The organism is Leptotrichia sp. HMT-225 (assembly GCF_030644325.1).
In the GTDB taxonomy this organism is placed as follows: Bacteria; Fusobacteriota; Fusobacteriia; order Fusobacteriales; family Leptotrichiaceae; genus Leptotrichia; species Leptotrichia massiliensis.
The window spans coordinates 252625-272380 of the sequence record NZ_CP130323.1; the positions used below are offsets into that span (position 1 = coordinate 252625).

Annotated in this window: 9 protein-coding genes, 4 tRNA genes and 3 rRNA genes; 13 read left to right on the forward strand and 3 right to left on the reverse strand. The window is 34.9% G+C overall.

Translation table 11 applies throughout. The annotated features are described in order from the left end of the window. Positions 1-143 precede the first annotated feature (143 nt). Complete coding sequence (locus tag QU666_RS01275; RefSeq protein WP_021768826.1) at positions 144-1040, reverse strand: peptidyl-prolyl cis-trans isomerase; 897 nt, start codon at positions 1038-1040, stop codon at positions 144-146. 284 nt (positions 1041-1324) lie between these two features. Here QU666_RS01275 and QU666_RS01280 point away from each other — a divergent pair. The 8 genes from QU666_RS01280 (at position 1325) to QU666_RS01315 (ending at position 8743) form a co-directional block, all read left to right on the forward strand. Then, positions 1325-1412: transfer RNA gene (locus tag QU666_RS01280), tRNA-Leu, on the forward strand. A 25-nt stretch (positions 1413-1437) separates the two neighbouring features. Continuing rightward, positions 1438-1514: transfer RNA gene (locus QU666_RS01285), tRNA-Met, on the forward strand. 3 nt (positions 1515-1517) lie between these two features. After that, positions 1518-1594 (forward strand) — tRNA-Met (locus QU666_RS01290). Between the two features lie 628 nt (positions 1595-2222). Then, a 16S ribosomal RNA gene (locus QU666_RS01295) occupies positions 2223-3734 on the forward strand. Between the two features lie 115 nt (positions 3735-3849). After that, positions 3850-6755, forward strand: a 23S ribosomal RNA gene (locus tag QU666_RS01300). 61 nt (positions 6756-6816) lie between these two features. After that, positions 6817-6929 (forward strand): 5S ribosomal RNA (rrf, locus tag QU666_RS01305). Together the 16S, 23S and 5S rRNA genes with 1 tRNA gene alongside form the textbook arrangement of a ribosomal RNA operon. 15 nt (positions 6930-6944) lie before the next feature. Further along, positions 6945-7021 (forward strand) — tRNA-Asn (locus QU666_RS01310). Between the two features lie 699 nt (positions 7022-7720). Then, positions 7721-8743, forward strand: coding sequence for a family 16 glycosylhydrolase (locus tag QU666_RS01315; protein ID WP_021768575.1), 1023 nt, complete (start codon positions 7721-7723; stop codon positions 8741-8743). Between the two features lie 470 nt (positions 8744-9213). Here the strand turns inward: QU666_RS01315 and rfbC are convergent, their stop codons facing one another. After that, complete coding sequence (gene rfbC / locus QU666_RS01320) at positions 9214-9786, reverse strand: dTDP-4-dehydrorhamnose 3,5-epimerase (RefSeq protein WP_021768577.1); 573 nt, start codon at positions 9784-9786, stop codon at positions 9214-9216. Between the two features lie 30 nt (positions 9787-9816). Further along, positions 9817-11022 (reverse strand): dTDP-glucose 4,6-dehydratase, encoded by a 1206-nt coding sequence (locus QU666_RS01325; RefSeq protein ID WP_021768578.1) that lies wholly within the window; start codon positions 11020-11022, stop codon positions 9817-9819. A 215-nt stretch (positions 11023-11237) separates the two neighbouring features. Here QU666_RS01325 and nagB point away from each other — a divergent pair, with 215 nt between their 5' ends. The 5 genes from nagB to QU666_RS01350 all read left to right on the forward strand — a co-directional run bounded on the left by nagB (position 11238) and on the right by QU666_RS01350 (position 19699). Then, the gene (gene nagB, locus QU666_RS01330) at positions 11238-12071 is read left to right on the forward strand and encodes a glucosamine-6-phosphate deaminase (protein WP_021768579.1); all 834 of its coding nucleotides are present in this window, start codon (positions 11238-11240) and stop codon (positions 12069-12071) included. Positions 12072-12086: 15 nt separating this feature from the next. Continuing rightward, positions 12087-13238 carry an N-acetylglucosamine-6-phosphate deacetylase gene (nagA, locus tag QU666_RS01335; RefSeq protein WP_021768580.1) on the forward strand — a complete coding sequence of 384 codons (1152 nt, stop codon included), beginning with the start codon at positions 12087-12089 and terminating at the stop codon, positions 13236-13238. Positions 13239-13685: 447 nt separating this feature from the next. After that, positions 13686-15044: a glucose-6-phosphate isomerase gene (locus tag QU666_RS01340; protein WP_021769265.1), complete on the forward strand. Its 1359-nt coding sequence runs from the start codon at positions 13686-13688 to the stop codon at positions 15042-15044. 198 nt (positions 15045-15242) lie between these two features. After that, entirely contained in the window at positions 15243-16616 is a 1374-nt protein-coding gene (locus tag QU666_RS01345) for an aminopeptidase (protein WP_021769266.1), read from the forward strand. Positions 16617-16645: 29 nt separating this feature from the next. Beyond that, positions 16646-19699 (forward strand): alpha amylase N-terminal ig-like domain-containing protein, encoded by a 3054-nt coding sequence (locus QU666_RS01350; RefSeq protein WP_021769267.1) that lies wholly within the window; start codon positions 16646-16648, stop codon positions 19697-19699. Positions 19700-19756 lie beyond the last annotated feature (57 nt).

Below are 19756 nucleotides of genomic sequence, written 5' to 3' on the forward strand. Positions count from 1 at the left end.
ACATTAAATAAGCTGTTAAAAATAGATGCTATAAATTTTATATCTATTTAAAACAGCTCCTTTCTGAAACTTATCCAAAATAATTCAAAATTGAATTTTAAACTTTAAAATATAATTTTTATTTAATTTTAAATACAAATAAGTTATTTAATATTTTTTATTGCTTCATCAATATTTGACAATTTATATTCGTCAGTTATAGATTTTACAAATTTTTGTTGTTCAGCTTGTCTTTTTTGAGTTTTTAATTGACTTTTTATAGCTTCCTTAACTTTTTCAAAAGGAATCAATCCTTTTGTATTTTTTTCTAAAACTTTTACAATGTATAAATCATTTCCAACAGTAACTACGTTATTTACAATTTGTCCAGCAGATACATTTTTAATAGCTTCATTTAAAGGACCAAAACGGCTTTCTAATTGACTCAATGGAATTTCTTGAGTTTCACCATTTTCAGTAACCCCTTGAATACTTGCATTATATTTTTGTGCATAGGCAGTAAAATTGGCAGGGTTTGCAACAGCTTCTTTTAATACTTGATTTGCCTTTGCAGAATCAGAAGTGTTAAATACAATGAGTTGTAATCTCACAGTATCTTCCTGACGTGTAAAATTAGCTGCATTTGCATCATAAATATTTTTTGCATCATCATCACTAACTTTTGCTTTTTCATTAAGTTCATTAAATATAGCTAGATTAGCTAATAACTGCTCTTGTAAAATATTTTGGCTTTCAGTATATTTTTTATCATTATTAAGTTTTTGCTCTTTTCCTTTCAAAGCAATTGCTCTATTTATAGCAATATTTTTTATAATAGACTGTTTCATCTGTGCAATTTGTTCAGGACTAAGATCTTTTGCAGTTAGACCATTAGAAAATAATCCCTTTTCCAGTTCATTATTAACTTCATTTTCATATACCTTTATTTTTTTATCTGATGATTCAAACAAAACTTTCCCACTTTGCCCACTATTATTTCCACAAGCAATTACAAATATACATAATAAGGTCAAAATGCCTACTTTAATTTTATTTTTCATTATAGTTGTCCTCCAAACTAATTTTTATATTTAATTTATGTTTTTAGTATATCATAACATTACAAACATTTCAAACTTTTAATTTCTTTGACAGAGTAAAAATTTAGGTTCAAACAAATAAAATCAAAAAAGATAAAACTCAAAAACCTTTATTTTTTGTATACTCTTGTTACATATGTATTATCATAGAACATTTTTTATTATATTCTGTTAAAAAAATTGTTGACAAATGCAAAAAAATACTATATAATATTATCTGTAAGTTTACTTTTTAAGTAAGTTAAGCCTTGGTGGCGAAATCGGTAGACGCACAGGACTTAAAATCCTGTGGGAATTTATCCCGTGCCGGTTCAAGTCCGGCCCGAGGCACCACTTAATAATAAACTACATTAATTGTCGCGGGATAGAGCAGCATGGTAGCTCGTCGGGCTCATAACCCGAAGGTCGTTGGTTCAAATCCAGCTCCCGCCACCAAATGCCTAGATAGCTCAGTTGGCTAGAGCATACGGTTCATACCCGTAGGGTCGGAAGTTCGAATCTTCTTCTAGGCACCACTATATTAATCAAGTTATACTTGCAATTATTGTAGGTATTTTTTTATAAACAAAAATATACATATTAAATTAACAAGGATTCATATTCTTAGTTAAGTTTTAAAAGGAAAAATTGATAAATTAAAATGAGTCTATTAAATTAAGTATATTCCAGTAGAAAAATAAACTTACATTTCATCCTATCTTCAAATTTTGATATTAAATAAAACTCATTGATTTCTGAGTACAACAAACGTAACTAAAGTTATAAAAAAATCATTATTAAATATTAGACACTTTTTTCTAATTTTTTGTGTAGTTATTTATCAACTAAGTTTTATAGTTAAGAAAATATTTTACTTTAATAGAGAGAAATTTAATATGTAATTTTATGATATATTTTAGTATTATACTTGATTATAAAATACACCACTACAAAAAACGCAAATTTTTTGAAAAAAAGTAGTTGACAAATAAATTCAGTTATGATAATATATATCTTGTCGATACAAAATCGTGTCGCAGGACAATTAAGATAAGAATAGAAGAAGCAATAATGTGTAAAAGATAAATAATAGTCAAGAGCTCTTGTTGTAAAACAAGATTCTCGTCAAGATAAAGGTGAAATTTAAATATATGTAAAATATATTGAATGAAGAGTTTGATCCTGGCTCAGGATGAACGCTGACAGAATGCTTAACACATGCAAGTCTTTGGCAAATCTGTGCTTGCACAGCCTAGCCAAGGCGGACGGGTGAGTAACGCGTAAAGAACTTGCCCTGCAGACAGGGATAACAGACGGAAACGACTGATAACACCTGATACAATTGCCGGCACGCATGTGCCTGGCAATGAAAAGAGATGCTGCAGGAGAGCTTTGCGTCCTATTAGCTTGTTGGTGAGGTAACGGCTCACCAAGGCGATGATAGGTAGCCGGCCTGAGAGGGTGAACGGCCACAAGGGGACTGAGATACGGCCCTTACTCCTACGGGAGGCAGCAGTGGGGAATATTGGACAATGGGGGCAACCCTGATCCAGCAATTCTGTGTGCACGAAGAAGGTTTTCGGATTGTAAAGTGCTTTCAGCAGGGAAGAAGAAAGTGACGGTACCTGCAGAAGAAGCGACGGCTAAATACGTGCCAGCAGCCGCGGTAATACGTATGTCGCAAGCGTTATCCGGAATTATTGGGCATAAAGGGCATCTAGGCGGCCAGACAAGTCTGGGGTGAAAACTTGCGGCTCAACCGCAAGCCTGCCCTGGAAACTGTTTGGCTAGAGTGCTGGAGAGGTGGACGGAACTGCACGAGTAGAGGTGAAATTCGTAGATATGTGCAGGAATGCCGATGATGAAGATAGTTCACTGGACGGCAACTGACGCTGAAGTGCGAAAGCTAGGGGAGCGAACAGGATTAGATACCCTGGTAGTCCTAGCTGTAAACGATGATTACTGGGTGTGGGCATGAAGAGTGTCCGTGCCGAAGCAAATGCGATAAGTAATCCGCCTGGGGAGTACGGCCGCAAGGCTGAAACTCAAAGGAATTGACGGGGACCCGCACAAGCGGTGGAGCATGTGGTTTAATTCGACGCAACGCGAGGAACCTTACCAGATCTTGACATCCTACGAATGCCTGTGAGAACAGGCAGTGCCTTCGGGAACGTAGAGACAGGTGGTGCATGGCTGTCGACAGCTCGTGTCGTGAGATGTTGGGTTAAGTCCCGCAACGAGCGCAACCCCTATCGTTAGTTACCATCATTAAGTTGGGGACTCTAGCGAGACTGCCTGCGAAGAGCAGGAGGAAGGTGGGGATGACGTCAAGTCATCATGCCCCTTATGATCTGGGCTACACACGTGCTACAATGGCCGGTACAGAGAGCTGCAAAGCGGCAACGCCAAGCGAATCTTTAAAGCCGGTCCAAGTTCGGATTGAAGTCTGCAACTCGACTTCATGAAGCTGGAATCGCTAGTAATCGCAGATCAGCAATGCTGCGGTGAATACGTTCTCGGGTCTTGTACACACCGCCCGTCACACCACGAGAGTTGTTTGCACCTGAAGCTGCCGGTCTAACCGTAAGGAGGAAGGCATCTAAGGTGTGGATAGTGATTGGGGTGAAGTCGTAACAAGGTATCCGTACCGGAAGGTGCGGATGGATCACCTCCTTTCTAAGGAGTTAATTCATTACACTGCTTCTTCGTATATCTTTATAGTCTTTAGGACAATGGGAAATGAATAGTAGGTAAAAGATTACAATGAAACTAGAGTAAAAGTTATTCTGGATAAAAAGCTAATAAGGGCACACGGAGGATGCCTAGGCAACAACAGCCGATGAAGGACGTGATAAGCTGCGATAAGCTGGGAGAAGATGCACATAATCGTTAATCCCCAGATTTCCGAATGGGAAAACCTGCATGTCTGGAGGACATGCGTGAAAACGGTAAGCCCGTGAACTGAAACATCTAAGTAACGGGAGGAAAAGAAAGTAAAAACGATTCCCTAAGTAGCGGCGAGCGAACGGGGAAAAGCCTAAACCGTGCCAGTGCCAAGCGGACAGCATTGCTGGCACGGGGTTGTGGGACTTCCATTAACGGATTGTCATAATGTTTAAACTGTATGTATGTAAGTAGAATCAGCTGGGAAGCTGAACCAAAGAAGGTGATAGTCCTGTAGAACATAAAATACATATAGTGACTGGAAGCACCCGAGTAGCGTCAGGCACGAGGAATCTGGCGTGAATCAGCGTGGACCATATCACGCAAGGCTAAATACTGTTGTTGACCGATAGTGAAGAGTACCGTGAGGGAAAGGTGAAAAGAACCCTGAGCAAGGGAGTGAAATAGAATTTGAAACCGTGTGCTTACAAACGGTAGGAGCACTTTATGTGTGACTGCGTGGATTTTGGTTAATCATCCTGCGAGTTATGATTAGTGGCAAGGTTAATAAAGTGGAGCCGAAGGGAAACCGAGTCTTAATAGGGCGTTAAGTCGCTAGTCATAGACGCGAAACCTAGTGATCTAGGCCTGTCCAGGCTGAAGCTGAGGTAAGACTCAGTGGAGGGCCGAACTCACCGCCGTTGAAAAGTTGGGAGATGAGGCAGGTCTAGGGGTGAAAAGCCAATCGAACTAGGAGATAGCTCGTTCTCTCCGAAATGCATTTAGGTGCAGCCTTGACGTTAAGATATGTGGGGGTAGAGCTCTGTATGGTCTAGGGGGCGTACTGCTTACCGAAATCAAGCAAACTTCGAATACCATATATTAATAGTCAGGAGTGAGTCCGCGGATGACAAGGTCCGCGGACGAGAGGGGAACAGCCCAGACCGCCAGCTAAGGTCCCTAATTATGTCTAAGTGGGAAAGGAGGTGGATATTCACAGACAACCAGGAGGTTGGCTTAGAAGCAGCCATACCTTAAAAGAGTGCGTAATAGCTCACTGGTCGAGAGTATCTGCGCCGAAGATGTAACGGGGCTAAGACATAAACCGAAGCTGCGGAGGCGTGTTTACACGCCTGGTAGGAGAGCGTTCTGTAGGCCGTTGAAGGAATGCCGTAAGGCCATTCTGGAGGTATCAGAAGTGAGAATGCAGGAATGAGTAGCGAGAAGGCGGGCGAGAATCCCGCCGGCCGGAAGTCCAAGGTTTCCAGGGGAAGGTTTGTCCGCCCTGGGGAAGTCGGGACCTAAGCATAAGCAAAATTGTGATGGCGAATGGAAAACAGGTTAATATTCCTGTACCACTATTATCGCTTGAGAGACGGAGTGACGCAGGAAGGTATGTGAGAAGACTGACGGAATAGTCTTTCTAAGGGCGTAGCATGGACACGCAGGAAAATCCGCGTGTCTAAATGTGAGACCTGATGGGGAAGTGCATTAGCATAAGTCACAGATCCTACACTGCCGAGAAAAACTTCTATCGATGAGAAATAGTGCCCGTACTGTAAACCGACACAGGTGGACAGAGTGAGAAACTTAAGGCCGACAGGATAACTCTAGCTAAGGAACTCTGCAAAATAGCCCCGTAACTTCGGGAGAAGGGGTGCCTGATATACTTGAGAGGAGAAACACCTCAAGGGGAAACAGGCCGCAGTGAAGAGTCCCAAGCAACTGTTTACCAAAAACACAGGTCTATGCTAAGCTGAAAGGCGACGTATATGGGCTGACACCTGCCCAGTGCCGGAAGGTTAAGAGGAGGATTGAGAGATTCGAATTGAAGCCCCGGTGAACGGCGGCCGTAACTATAACGGTCCTAAGGTAGCGAAATTCCTTGTCGGGTAAGTTCCGACCTGCACGAATGGTGAAATGATTTGGGAGCTGTCTTGGCTGGAGACCTGGTGAAGTTGTAATGTCGGTGAAGATACCGACTACCTGCAGTAGGACGGAAAGACCCCGTGGAGCTTTACTGTAGTTTGGCATTGGGTTTTGGCTGTGTGTGTATAGGATAGTTGGGAGACTGTGAAGTTAAGGCGTCAGTTTTAACAGAGTCGTCGTTGGAATACCAACCATATGCCGTTGAAATTCTAATCTGGTAACGGAGACAGTGCTAGATGGGCAGTTTGACTGGGGCGGTCGCCTCCCAAAGAGTAACGGAGGCGTTCAAAGGTTCCCTCAGGCTGGATGGAAATCAGCCTAAGAGTGCAAACGCATAAGGGAGCTTGACTGCAAGACTGACGGGTCGAGCAGGTACGAAAGTAGGAGTTAGTGATCCGGCGGTTCCGTATGGAAGGACCGTCGCTCAACGGATAAAAGCTACCCCGGGGATAACAGGCTGATACTTCCCAAGAGTCCATATCGACGGAAGTGTTTGGCACCTCGATGTCGGCTCGTCTCATCCTGGGGCTGGAGAAGGTCCCAAGGGTTGGGCTGTTCGCCCATTAAAGAGGCACGCGAGCTGGGTTCAGAACGTCGTGAGACAGTTCGGTCCCTATCCACTGCAGGCGCTTGAATACTGAAAAGATCTGACCTTAGTACGAGAGGACCGGGTTGGACAGACCTCTGATGTACCAGTTGTCACGCCAGTGGCATGGCTGGGTAGTCACGTCTGGAACGGATAATCGCTGAAAGCATCTAAGCGAGAAACCGACTTTGAGATGAGTATTCGCAGTATCCATGGAGAACACATGGTTGATAGGCCAGAGGTGTAAGTGCAGCAATGCATTCAGCTGACTGGTACTAATATTACATCTGCTTTTTAATTAATCTTTTACTACTACTATTTATTTCTCATTGTCTTAACTTGACAATTTAGTTTTTAAAGTTTGGTGATGTTAGCAGCAGGGATACACCCGGTTACATTTCGAACCCGGCAGTTAAGTCTGTTTACGCCTACGATACTTGGATTCGTCCCGGGAAAATAGGTAGTTGCCAAACTTTTTTCTTTTGTGTGTCTCCGTAGCTCAGCCGGTTAGAGCATCTGACTGTTAATCAGAGGGTCGTTGGTTCGAGTCCAACCGGGGACGCCATTTTTTTTGCAAAATTTCATAAGAGTTTAAAGCAAAAAGGAATAAAGCATTGCACAGTATGTTAATGAATGAAACTTTTATAAATATCAAAATAGTGAATTATTCCAAGAATATTGTTAATTAGACAAGAAAACTTTCTTTAAAAAGGATTCTTGTCTTTTTTTGTAAAAATATTTTGAAACTTTCTTAAATTTACTAATATTTTTATAATTTCAGTTAAAAGTTTTTATGTTAGTTAATAGCTCAAAAGTAAGGATTATATGTAATTAGTTTGTAAATATTGAGCGTTAATTTCTAAATAAAAAAGTTTTTAATAAATTTATTAATTAAACTTAGTGTTTGTTTGATTTAACGAGGCAATATAAATAGGTTAAAATTTTTTTGAATAAAAAAAATTTAGTTGATTTTATGCAAAAATTAGTATAAAATAATTGAGTATATGGTAAAATTAGTTTAGAGTTAAACTAAAAAAGTAACGATTTAGATTATTAAACTTTAGTTTTGTTTCATTTTTAGTTTGATTTAAACATAAGGTGATTGTAAAAGGAAACTAATGAATAGAGTGATTTTACTTATGCTATTGAACTTTTATTATAAAAATACTAAAAAAAATAACAGAAAGTAAAACTCTAAAAATTAAAAATGTTGGACTTTTACAAGTGAGTATCAAAATAATAAAAAAAGGAGAATAAGAAAAGTATGAAAAAAAAGATTTTTTTAAGGGTAGTTTTGTTTATGTTGACAGGTAACATGATTTTTGCTGCAGCGGAGAATCAGAAAATAGAGAATTTTCAGAACGTAGAGGTTAAGGCGAGTGATGTGCGACAAAAGATTGAAAATGAAATAGTGGGCAAAGCTGAGGTTGAAGTAAAAAGTTTTAAAAAAAATAAATTGAATAAGTTTATTTCAAAAGTAACAGGGAAAAACTGGAAGATGGTTTGGAATGATGAATTTAATGGAAATCAGCTAGATACTACAAAATGGACTTATTGGGAAAATGGAAATCCTTGGCATGCAGGAAATTACTTGGATGAAAATGGAAATTTGGTTAATCAGTATGGATTTGATGCGAAACATTTTTATTTAAGAGATAATGTTAAAATTGAAAATGGGAACATGATTATAACATTGAAGAAAGAGACAGATAAAAAAGTAAAAATAGATGGTGTAGATAGAAAGATTTTATATAGTTCGGGAGCTATTCATACAAGAAATCTTTACAATGTACAATATGGAAAAATTGAAATGAGAGCTGCTATGCCTAAAGGAATTGGGACTTGGCCTGCATTTTGGTTATGGCCTGAAGGGTATTCTTTTATGGATGGAAAACCAGCAGTAGGTGAGATTGACATAGTAGAAACTTATGGAGATGAAATGGATCGTGCTACAGGGACGCTTCATGTATTAAAAAGTGATAATACTTATGAGACATTTGATGGAGATGATTATAAACTAAGTAAATGGCCTAGGGAAAAATTGACTAATTTTAACACTTATGCAGTGGAATGGGACGAAAAGGAAATAAAATGGCTATTTAATAATAAAGTGTATAAAAGATTCTCTTATAAGGAATTGGACAAGAAAGGGTTGCAAAATCCATTTAAACAGCCTTATTTTATTATGATAAATGTAGCTTTGAGCAAAAAAACTGGAGAAGATGGGGATGTGGATTTTCCGACAGAAATGAAAGTTGATTATGTAAGGGTATATCAGAAAAAATAATTTATACTAAACCCATTTAAAAATAGGAATAAATTTTTATAATAGGATTGTTTAATAGTTAACTCATAATCATTAAATTATTTTTTTTATTTTTGTAGGATTGCTCATTGCCACAAATCCTACAACCTATGGCTAGTCTACAACATTTTTCTGCACTGACAAAAAACTCTCTATGCTCAGATAGTTTTGCCAGCACAGAAAAATGCTCCGACAGGTTATTTATACTAGAATCTGATTAAAAAATGAAAATTATATTTTAATTATTTGAAAATATTAGGTTTATATACTTTATTAATTAGAAAAGTTTGTAATAATTTCGTTATTTAAACGGGGTTTAGTATTAATTTGATTAGCGTGCATATAGGTGAATTAGACGGGAAGACTTTTGAAAAGAAGTTTTTCTGTCTTTTTTTGTAAAAGAAAAAAAGCTATCTCGGTTAAGAAATAGCTAATTTTAAACTACTTTTTTTTTATTCAAAATAATTTTTGTTTTTATCAAATTTTTGTTGAACTTTGTCTTTTTCAGAAATTGTCAGTTCATTGGGATTTATTCCAAATTCTTCAAATTTCCAGTCGATATTTAGAGTTTTGTCGCTCCATAAAAGCCCGCTGTCGTATTCAGGGGCATATAAATCTGTACATCTGTAAACAAACTCTGTTTCATCTTCGAGTGTCAAAAAACCGTGTGCAAAGCCCTCTGGAACGTAGAGCATCAATTTGTTTTTGGCAGATAGTTTTACTGAGTACCATTTTCCAAAAGTTGTGCTATCCTTTCTTAAATCAACTGCTACATCATAGACACTTCCTTTTATAACATGGATTAATTTTCCTTGAGTGTGCTTTGTCTGGAAGTGAAGTCCACGTAAAACGCCTTTTTTGGATTTTGAGTGGTTGTCTTGAACGAAGTTCATTGTAAGTCCTAATTCCTCAAAGGATTTTTGGTTGTAAGTTTCCATGAAAAATCCTCTTTCATCTCCAAAAACTTTTGGCTCGATTATTACTAAATCTTTTATTGGGGTTTCTTTTATTGTAAAATTGTTCATTGATTTGCTCCTTTTTTTGTATAAATTTGATTATTTATTTCCGTACATTTCTTCGTAATATTTTTGATAATCTCCTGAAACTACTTCATTTACCCAGTCCTGATGTTCCAAGTACCATTTTACAGTCTTTCTGATACCTGTTTCAAAATCTGTTTCTGGATACCATCCTAAATCCCTTGCAATTTTCGAAGGGTCAATAGCATATCTCATATCGTGTCCAAGTCTATCTTGAACATAAGTAATCAAATCATAATTTATATTTTGCAAGTCAGTTTTTAGAACTTTTTTATATTCGTCATTATTTTCAATTTCTTCTTTTAAAATATCGATAACCAGTTTTACAATATTAATATTTTGTTCTTCGTTAAAACCACCAATATTGTAAATTTCGTAAATATTGGCATTTCTTAAAACTAAGTTGATTCCTTTACAGTGATCTTCTACGTAAAGCCAATCTCTTACATTGTCCCCTTTTCCGTAAACTGGCAACTTTTTACCTTCTAGTACGTTTTTAATCATAAGTGGGATTAATTTTTCTGGGAAATGGTAAGGTCCGTAGTTGTTTGAACATCTTGTAATATTTATTGGCATTTTGTAAGTTTCACCGTAGGCGATTACGATGTGGTCGGCACTCGCTTTGGAAGCTGAATATGGGCTTCTTGGGTCAAGTGAAGTTTTTTCTGTGAAGAAATTTTTTCCGTAAGTTTTTAAATTTGTTCTATTTTTTACAACTTTTTTCACTTCTTCATCGTCAATTATCAAGTCAATTGCTGTTTCGTAATCTTTTGAAAGGCTTCCGTAAACTTCATCTGTGGAAACTTGTAAATATTTTACGCCTTCTCTGTAAACTGGATATCCATTTTTATCTTTTGAAACAGTCCATGCTCTTTTAGCATTTTCCAAAAGATTTTGCGTACCAAGAATATTTGTTTCTAAAAATATTTGCGGATTTTCGATAGAACGGTCAACGTGTGATTCTGCCGCAAAGTTTACAACAAAATCGATTTCATTTTCAGAAAAAATTCTAGCAATTTCCTTTTGGTCACGAATATCAACCTTTTCAAATTTTACTCTTTTATCCTTAATTTCTTCAGCAATTGTACCTAAATTCCCAGCGTAAGTTAGCACATCTACGACAATTACCTTAATTTCTTCATTTTTGTATTTATTTAAAATATATTTTAAATAGTTGGAACCGATAAAGCCAGCTGCACCTGTTACTAAGTATGTTTTCATATTTTCTCCTAATTAATTCACTATAATTATAGTTTTTTTATTTATCATCTTAACTAAATTATACAATTTTTTTCAATTTTTTCCAATAGAAATTCCCAAGATTTTATAAAAAGTAAAAATATGCTTGACATAATGAAAAAAGGTTATATAATAATAGTAAAGGTTATTTTAATGAAAATTTAAATTTTTTAAAATTGTTAAAGGAAGTGAATTAAATGCGTGTAATTATTCTTAAAAATGCTGATGAAGTTGCAAAATGGAGTGCATATCAAATAGCTAAAAAAATATTGAAGTTTAAACCTACAAAGGAAAAGCCTTTTGTATTAGGGCTTCCTACTGGTTCTACACCGCTTGCAACTTATAAGGAATTGATAAATTTATATAATGAAAAAATATTGTCATTTGAAAATATTGTAACTTTTAATATGGATGAATATGTGGGATTAAAACCAGAAGATCCACAAAGTTATCATTATTTTATGAACGAAAACTTTTTTAAATATATTGATATAAAAAAAGAAAATATAAATATTCTGGATGGATGTGCCAAGGATTTGGAAAAAGAATGTGAAGATTATGAGAACAAAATAAAAGCGGCTGGTGGAATACATCTATTTTTAGGCGGAGTTGGAGAGGATGGACATATAGCTTTTAATGAGCCTGGATCATCACTTTCTTCACATACACGTGATAAAGATTTGACTTATGATACAATCTTGGCAAATTCTAGATTTTTTGACAATGATATCGAAAAAGTACCAAAATTGGCTTTGACAATAGGTGTAGGAACACTAATGGAGTCAAAGGAAGTCATGATTCTTGCAAATGGCTATAAAAAGGCTCGTGCAGTTTATCACGGAGTAGAAGGCGGAGTAAATCATCTATGGACAATTTCGGCTTTGCAGCTGCATAGAAGGGCTGTACTGGTAATTGATGAAATGGCGGCTTCAGATATAAAAGTCAAGACATATAGATATTTCAAGGAAATTGAGGCAAAAAATTTGGATTTGGAAGAATATAAAAAATATTTAATAGAATTAGCAAAATAGAGAGGAATTATTGAGATGATTATAAAGAATGCAAAGATATTTGATGGGGAAAAATTTATTGAGGAAGATGCCGTTGTTTTGGAAGGAAAATTTATAAAGAAAGTAACGAATTTTTCATTGATTGATGAAAAAGAATTAGAAAATCATGAAGTAGTTGATGCCAAAGGGATGGTTTTGTCGCCAGGATTTATTGATTTACAGCTTAATGGATGTGGAGGAGTACTGTTTAATGATGATATTTCGCAAAAGACACTTGAGATAATGAATGAAACTAATAAGAGATACGGATGTACTTCGTTTTTGCCAACGCTTATAACTTCTCCAGATGAGAAAATAGAAAAAGCTCTGAATCTTATGAAGGAAATAAAAGATAAGGAGGAAATTGGAGTTTTAGGGCTTCATATAGAAGGACCTTATATAAGTGTTGAGAAAAAAGGAATTCATCGTCCTGAATATATAAGAGTTTTATCTGATAAAATGGTAGAAAAAATAGCAAATTCAGGACCTGAAGTTACAAAAATAATAACAATTGCACCTGAAAAGGCTAAAGTTGAACATCTTGAAAAGTTGAAAGGATCAGGGATTAACATTGCTGTGGGGCATACGAATGCAACGTATAAGGAATGTATGGAAAAGAAAGACTATTTTAATTGTGCTACACATTTGTATAATGCTATGAGAGCATTGGATTCAAGAGAGCCAGGAGTTGTAGGATTTTTATTCAATAATGACACTACAAACTGTGGAATAATAGTTGACGGGCTTCACATGGACTTTGCCTCTGTAGAGATTGCTAAAAAAATATTGGAAGACAGGCTTTATCTTGTGACAGATGCTGTTAGCCCTGCTGGAACTGAGAATATGACAGAATTTATGTTTGAAGGGAATAGAGTTTTATATAAAGATGGAAAATGTGTTTCGCCAGAAGGGACTTTGGGAGGTTCTGCCCTAGTTATGATTGATGGAGTGAAAAATCTTGTGGAAAAGGTGCATATTTCACTTGAGGAAGCACTTAGAATGGCAACTTCTTATCCTGCTAAAGCCGTGGCTGTAGGTGAAAAATATGGATTTATAAAGGAAGGATATTTTGCTGATTTAACATATTTTGATGAAAAGTTTAATATTAAGGGGACTGTAAGTAAGGGAAATTTAACAAAATACGAATAAGTTAAATTTGAAATTATGATATTTTGTTAGAATGTTAAATTTGTTTAATCTTGATTAATTCAGTATAAGGGAATAACAGTAAAACTGTTTTAAAACTCAAGTTAAAAGGCTGAATGTATGTAATTAAAATTAATTTTATTTTGAGAAACTTGGACAATATGTGATAAAATTTAAAATTTTTAGAAAAAATTTTTAAAAATCCAAAAATATGTTAGAAAAATTTGAAAAAAAGTGCTTTTTTTGTTATACTTTAGTTGAAAAAATATTTTAATAAAAAATTACTTTAAAATGGGATATAATTATTGACTATAATTTTTAGAAGTTTGTCTTTTAGAGTATTTATATTATTATTTAATTTTAAAGTTGGATTACTATGTGTGAAATAACAGGGATTTTTTGATTTTAAGAAAATCTGAAAAATAAAATATTTATATTAAGGAGAAAAAAATGGAAAAATTGAATTTTAATTATCAATTTGCAAAAAATTTTTTTAACGAAAATGAATTAAGACAGATTAAACCGTATGTAGAATTGGCAAATGAAGTATTGACTTCAAAAAGTGGAGCAGGAAATGATTTTTTAGGATGGGTTGACTTGCCTGAAAATTACGACAAGAATGAGTTTGCCAGAATAAAAAAGGCTGCTGAAAAAATTAAAAATGATTCAGAAGTTTTAATAGTAATCGGAATTGGGGGATCTTATTTAGGGGCAAAAGCTGCGATAGAGTTTTTATCACACAGCTTTTACAATAACTTGCCAAAAGATAAAAGAAAGACTCCTGAAATTTACTTTGCAGGAACAAATATGAGTGGTGTTTATTTGCAACATTTAATAGAAGTTGTTGGAGATAGAGATTTTTCAGTAAATGTAATTTCAAAATCTGGAACTACGACTGAACCTGCGATTGCATTTAGAGTCTTCAAAAAAATGCTAGAAGAAAAATATGGAAAAGAAGAAGCTGCAAAAAGAATATATGCTACAACAGATAAGGAAAAAGGGGCATTAAAAACGCTTGCTACAGCTGAAGGATATGAAACTTTTGTTGTACCTGACAATGTTGGAGGAAGATTTTCTGTATTGACTGCAGTAGGACTTTTACCAATTGCTGCGGCTGGAATTAATATTGATGAATTGATGGCTGGAGCAAAAGATGCAATGAATGATTTTGCAAACAAAAATATGGATGAAAATCAGGCTTTACAATATGCGGCTGTGAGAAATATCTTGCATAGAAAAGGAAAAGACTTGGAATTAATGGTAAATTATGAGCCAAGAGTTCACTATTTGGCAGAATGGTGGAAACAATTGTTTGGAGAATCTGAAGGGAAAGATGGAAAAGGATTGTACCCAACTTCGGCAGATTTTTCAGCAGACTTGCATTCATTGGGTCAATATATTCAGGAAGGACAAAGATTATTCTTTGAAACAGTAGTTTCTATTGGAAAACCAGAAGTGGAATTTGTCATTGAAAGTGATAAAGATAACCTTGATGGACTAAACTTTATTGCTGGGAAAACATTGGATTATGTAAATAAAAAAGCAACTGATGGAGTAATTTTGGCACATATTGACGGAAATGTACCTAATTTAGGTGTAAACATTCCTGAAGCTACTCCTTATCATTTAGGGTATACATTCTATTTCTTTGAAAAAGCATGTGGAGTAAGCGGATACCTTTTAGGTGTAAATCCATTTGATCAACCAGGAGTGGAAGCATACAAGAAAAATATGTTCGCATTGTTAGGAAAACCTGGATACGAAGAAGCTGGAAAAGAATTGGAAAAAAAATTGAACGAAGTTAAATAGTATTTTAACTGGGATATTTCTAAAATATCTTGCATTATGTTTTATCTAGTTTAATTTTGAAAAATTCTAGTAAATTTTAATAAATTTGATAAATTGAAAAGTTAATTTAGTTTGGAAAGAAGGTGGCTGATTTGGGACATTTTTTCAAGTAGCCATCTTTTGTTGTGTATTTTCTGAACTTTGGAAAGGATGTAGAAAATGACAAAGGAAAATTTGTGGAAAAATTATACAGATGAACAAAAAAAAGTGATTTTTGACTTTGCTGAAGATTATAAAAAATATTTGGATTCTGCCAAAACTGAGAGAGAATTTGTGGATTTGACAGAAAAGGAACTTGAAAAAAATGGCTTTGTCAATATTAATGAAAAAAGTGAATTGAAAAAAGGAGATAAAATTTATTTTAACAACAGAAATAAAAATATCATTGCAGTAATTGTCGGAAATGATATAAAAAGCGGAATTAATATGATTGTTTCCCACGTAGATTCTCCAAGACTGGATTTGAAACCAAATCCGATAATGGAAGAAGAAGAGTTTGCACTTTTAAATACACATTATTATGGTGGAATTAAAAAATATCAATGGGCTGCAACTCCGCTTGCATTACATGGTGTTGTTTTCTTAAAAAACGGAGAAAAAGTGACACTTTCTATTGGAGAAAAAGATGACGAGCCTGTATTTAGCATGCCTGATATATTACCGCATCTGTCTTACAATGTGCAGGATGAAAGAAAGGCAAGAGATGTTATTAAAGGTGAGGAACTAAAATTATTATTTGGGAATATGCCTTTAAATGATGAAAATGTAAATAAAAAAATAAAGCAGTTTGTGCTTGATAAATTGAAAAAAGATTACGGAATAGAAGAAGATGACTTCTTTACAGCAGAGCTGGAAGTTGTGCCTACTGGAAAATTGCGGGATGTGGGGCTTGATAAGAGTATGATTGGAGGATATGGTCAAGATGACAGAATTTGTGCATATACTTCGTTAAGAGCCTTGCTTGATGTTAAGGAAACTGAGAAAACTGTTATGATTTATTTGACAGATAAAGAAGAAATTGGAAGTGAAGGTTCTACCAGCTTGAAGTCAACATTGCCTGAATATGTTGTTGGGAAAATGCTTTCACTTACAGAAAAAAATTACAATGATCAGATATTGAGGGAAACTTTGTGGAACTCAAAAGCCTTGTCCTCAGATGTTACGGCTGCGTTAAATCCTGTATTTAAGTCAGTTCATGATGTGGAAAACGCGGCAAGATTATCTTATGGACTGGCATTTGCAAAATATACAGGAAGCCGTGGAAAAGTTATGGCAAACGATGCCGATGCAGAATTTATTCAGGAAATAAGACAAATATTTGACAAAAATGAGATTAAATATCAGTCGGGTGGCTTTGGAAAAGTAGATGAAGGTGGTGGAGGAACTGTTGCTAAGTTCTTGGCTTACTATGGAATCAGAACGGTAGACGCAGGGCCTGCACTTTTATCAATGCACTCTTTATTTGAAATCTCATCAAAAGCAGATTTGTATGAAACATACAGAGCATATAAAGTGTTTTTTGAATTAGATTAAGGAAAGAGCAGATAAATTAGGAGATAAAAATGGGTTATAAAATTATAATTTATAAGGATAATAAATTTTATAAAGAAGAGAACTTGAAACAAAATTGGGAAAATTTTATATATAAATGGGGAAATATCGAATCAGGAAGCTATTTTTTTGAAATAAAAAATGAGGAAACAGATGTTATAAGTGGCGTAACTTATAATCACACAGCTCCATTTGCAAAAAGATTTGAGGCTGTGGTGGATGAAGACTTGCCACCAAAGTCAATAACAGGATTTCAAAAAGGAATAGATATTTATGTAGAGTATTATCCTTCTAAAAAGACGATTTCATTCACAAAAATGAAATTTTACAGAATGAACTTGGATATTGCTGATTTTGGATTGGAAAAGGCTGATAAAGTTGAAATTGCAGGGAACTTTAATAACTGGAAGCCTGATACTGAGTCTATTCATCACTTTGAAGGAACAAATTATGAAGTAATATTGGCTTCACCTGAGGGAGTTTATGAATATAAATACCTGATTGACGGTAAATGGTATCCTGAGAATGAAAATAAAAAATTAATAGTTGGAGAAAATGGAGCATTGTTTCCACAAGGAGATTTGGGAACTGGAAAATTTGTATATGAAGCCATTGACAAAAATACAAATTTGAAGGCTATCGTACATAATTATGACAGCTTGCAATATTTTAACAAGCTTTCAGATAATGAATACGAGTTTAAAATAAGAACTCAGATGAATGATGTAGAACGTGCCTATATTAGTGTTGTTTTACATGAAGAAGATAATTATGAAATGATTTATGAGCTGGAAAGGTATCAGGATAAGACAAACGGATTTGATTATTTTGAAAGAATAATAAATTTTGGTAAAGAAGCAAAAAAACTTTTGTATTATTTTATTCTTGAAGATAACGGCTCAAGAGCCTATTTTAACGGAAAAACATTGAGTTACAGCAAGCCAAAAAGATTAATTGTAAACACAACTTCTAAGGATATACAGCTATTTGATGTACCAAACTGGGCAAAAGAGGCAATCTGGTATAATATTTTTCCAGACAGATTTTATAATGGAAACCACTATAACGATCCTATTTTTAATGAATTTGGACCTGAAGCTTTTAAGCCTAACAGACTTCATGAGCAGAACTTTATCGAAGATTATAAATGGGAAAAAAGCAATAATGTGATAAGTCAGTTTGATAGAAATCGTTGGACTGCTGATTTTAGGGAACAGGTAATTTGGGAAAAACTGGGAGAGCGTGAAATTGACTACAGCTTAAAATATGCCAGAATGTATGGTGGAGATTTACAAGGAATAAAAGAAAAAATACCGTACATGAAGGAATTGGGAATTAATGCAGTGTGGCTAAATCCAGTATTTTTCTCATACCAAAATCATAAATACGGAGCAAACGACTTTAGACATATTTCGCCAGACTTTGGGACAATAAAGACAAGTGGAAAAACTCATGGCGTGGAAATTAATAAAAAAAATAAATATGGAAATAAGTCGTATGTGGATATACTTGGCAACAAAGCTTCAACAAGCAGTGAGCTAAAACTTCTGGAAGTAAATCTGAATGGTAAAAACCGTGGGAAAAATGGCTATGGGGAAACAGAAGATCCATCAACATGGATCTGGACAGAATCAGACTTGATAATGGTTGATTTGATAAAGGAATTTCATAAAAATGGTATTCGTGTGATATTTGACGGAGTTTTCAATCATAGTAGCAGTGAACATTGGACATTCAATATGGTTCTTGCTGATGGGGAAAATTCTAAATATAAGGACTGGTATAAATTTACAGATTTTGGACAGCATGTTCCAATAACTGATGAAATGAGCGAGGAACAGGCATACGAAACTCTTATTGCAAATAGAAAAAGAACTATTTACAATGCTTGGGGAGGATTTGACACGTTACCTGAATTTAACTCGTTTAATCAAGAATATAAAGAATATATTTTTAATATTACAAGAAAATGGATGTATGGGCCTGATGGAAAAGAAAGTGAAAACTGGATGGAAGATGATGGAATTGATGGATGGCGTCTTGATGTTCCAAACTGTCTTGAAAATCAGAATTTTTGGAATGAATGGCGTGAAGTTGTAAAAGGCAGCAAGAAGGATTCCTACATAACTGCTGAACTTTGGGGAAATGCAGCAGGCGATATTAACGGTGGAAATAAATTTGACACTGTGATGAACTACGAATGGTTAAAAACAGTTATTGGATTTTTTATTAATCAAAGCCGTGAAGGTGGCGTAAGATATAAATTGAAGGCACAGGACTTTTTCAACGAGCTTAGGGAAAAAAGAACTTGGTATCCATATCAGGCATTGCAGGCAAGCCAGAACTTAAACGGTTCGCATGATACCGACAGGCTTTATTCTAGAATTGTAAATGATGTGCTTGGAAGAAATCTGGAGGAAGGAAAACAGCTGGAAAAAGGTTATAACGGAATTCGTCCAGATTTAGCTTCAAATTATCACCCAAACACAACAATAGACTGGCGAAACAGCCAAATTAAACCAAAAGACATATTAAAATTAATCTCAGTATTCCAAATGACATACATTGGAGCACCAATGTTATTTTACGGTGATGAAGTAGGAATGTGGGGAGCAACTGATCCATATTGCCGAAAACCGATGTTATGGAAAGAATATTTGTACGATGATGAAAAAAATCCATCACACATTAACCAAAATGAAGTTTACCAGCAAAAAGTTGACAGTGATTTATTTGAATGGTATAAAAAATTAATCAGAATAAGACTAGAAAATAAAACGCTTGTTTATGGTAAATTTAGAGAAATTATGGCAGATAATGAAAAAGATTTAATTGTTTATGAAAGAGTGATTGAAGATAATTCCATAATAGTTGTTATAAATAATTCTTTTAATGATTGGGAAAATTTGGAATTTGAAACGCATTATCAAGATGAAAGGTTTATAGATCTGGTAACAGAAGGAAGAACATTCAGAACAAGTTCTAACGGAAAGATAAAACTAAATATAAAAGCTAAAGAAGGAATGATTTTGCGAAAAGTTAGAATAGATGGAGATTATGAATAAGAACCTTGTAAAATAATGTGTTGAAAGTACATAAAAAATTAAGGAGCTAAATATATT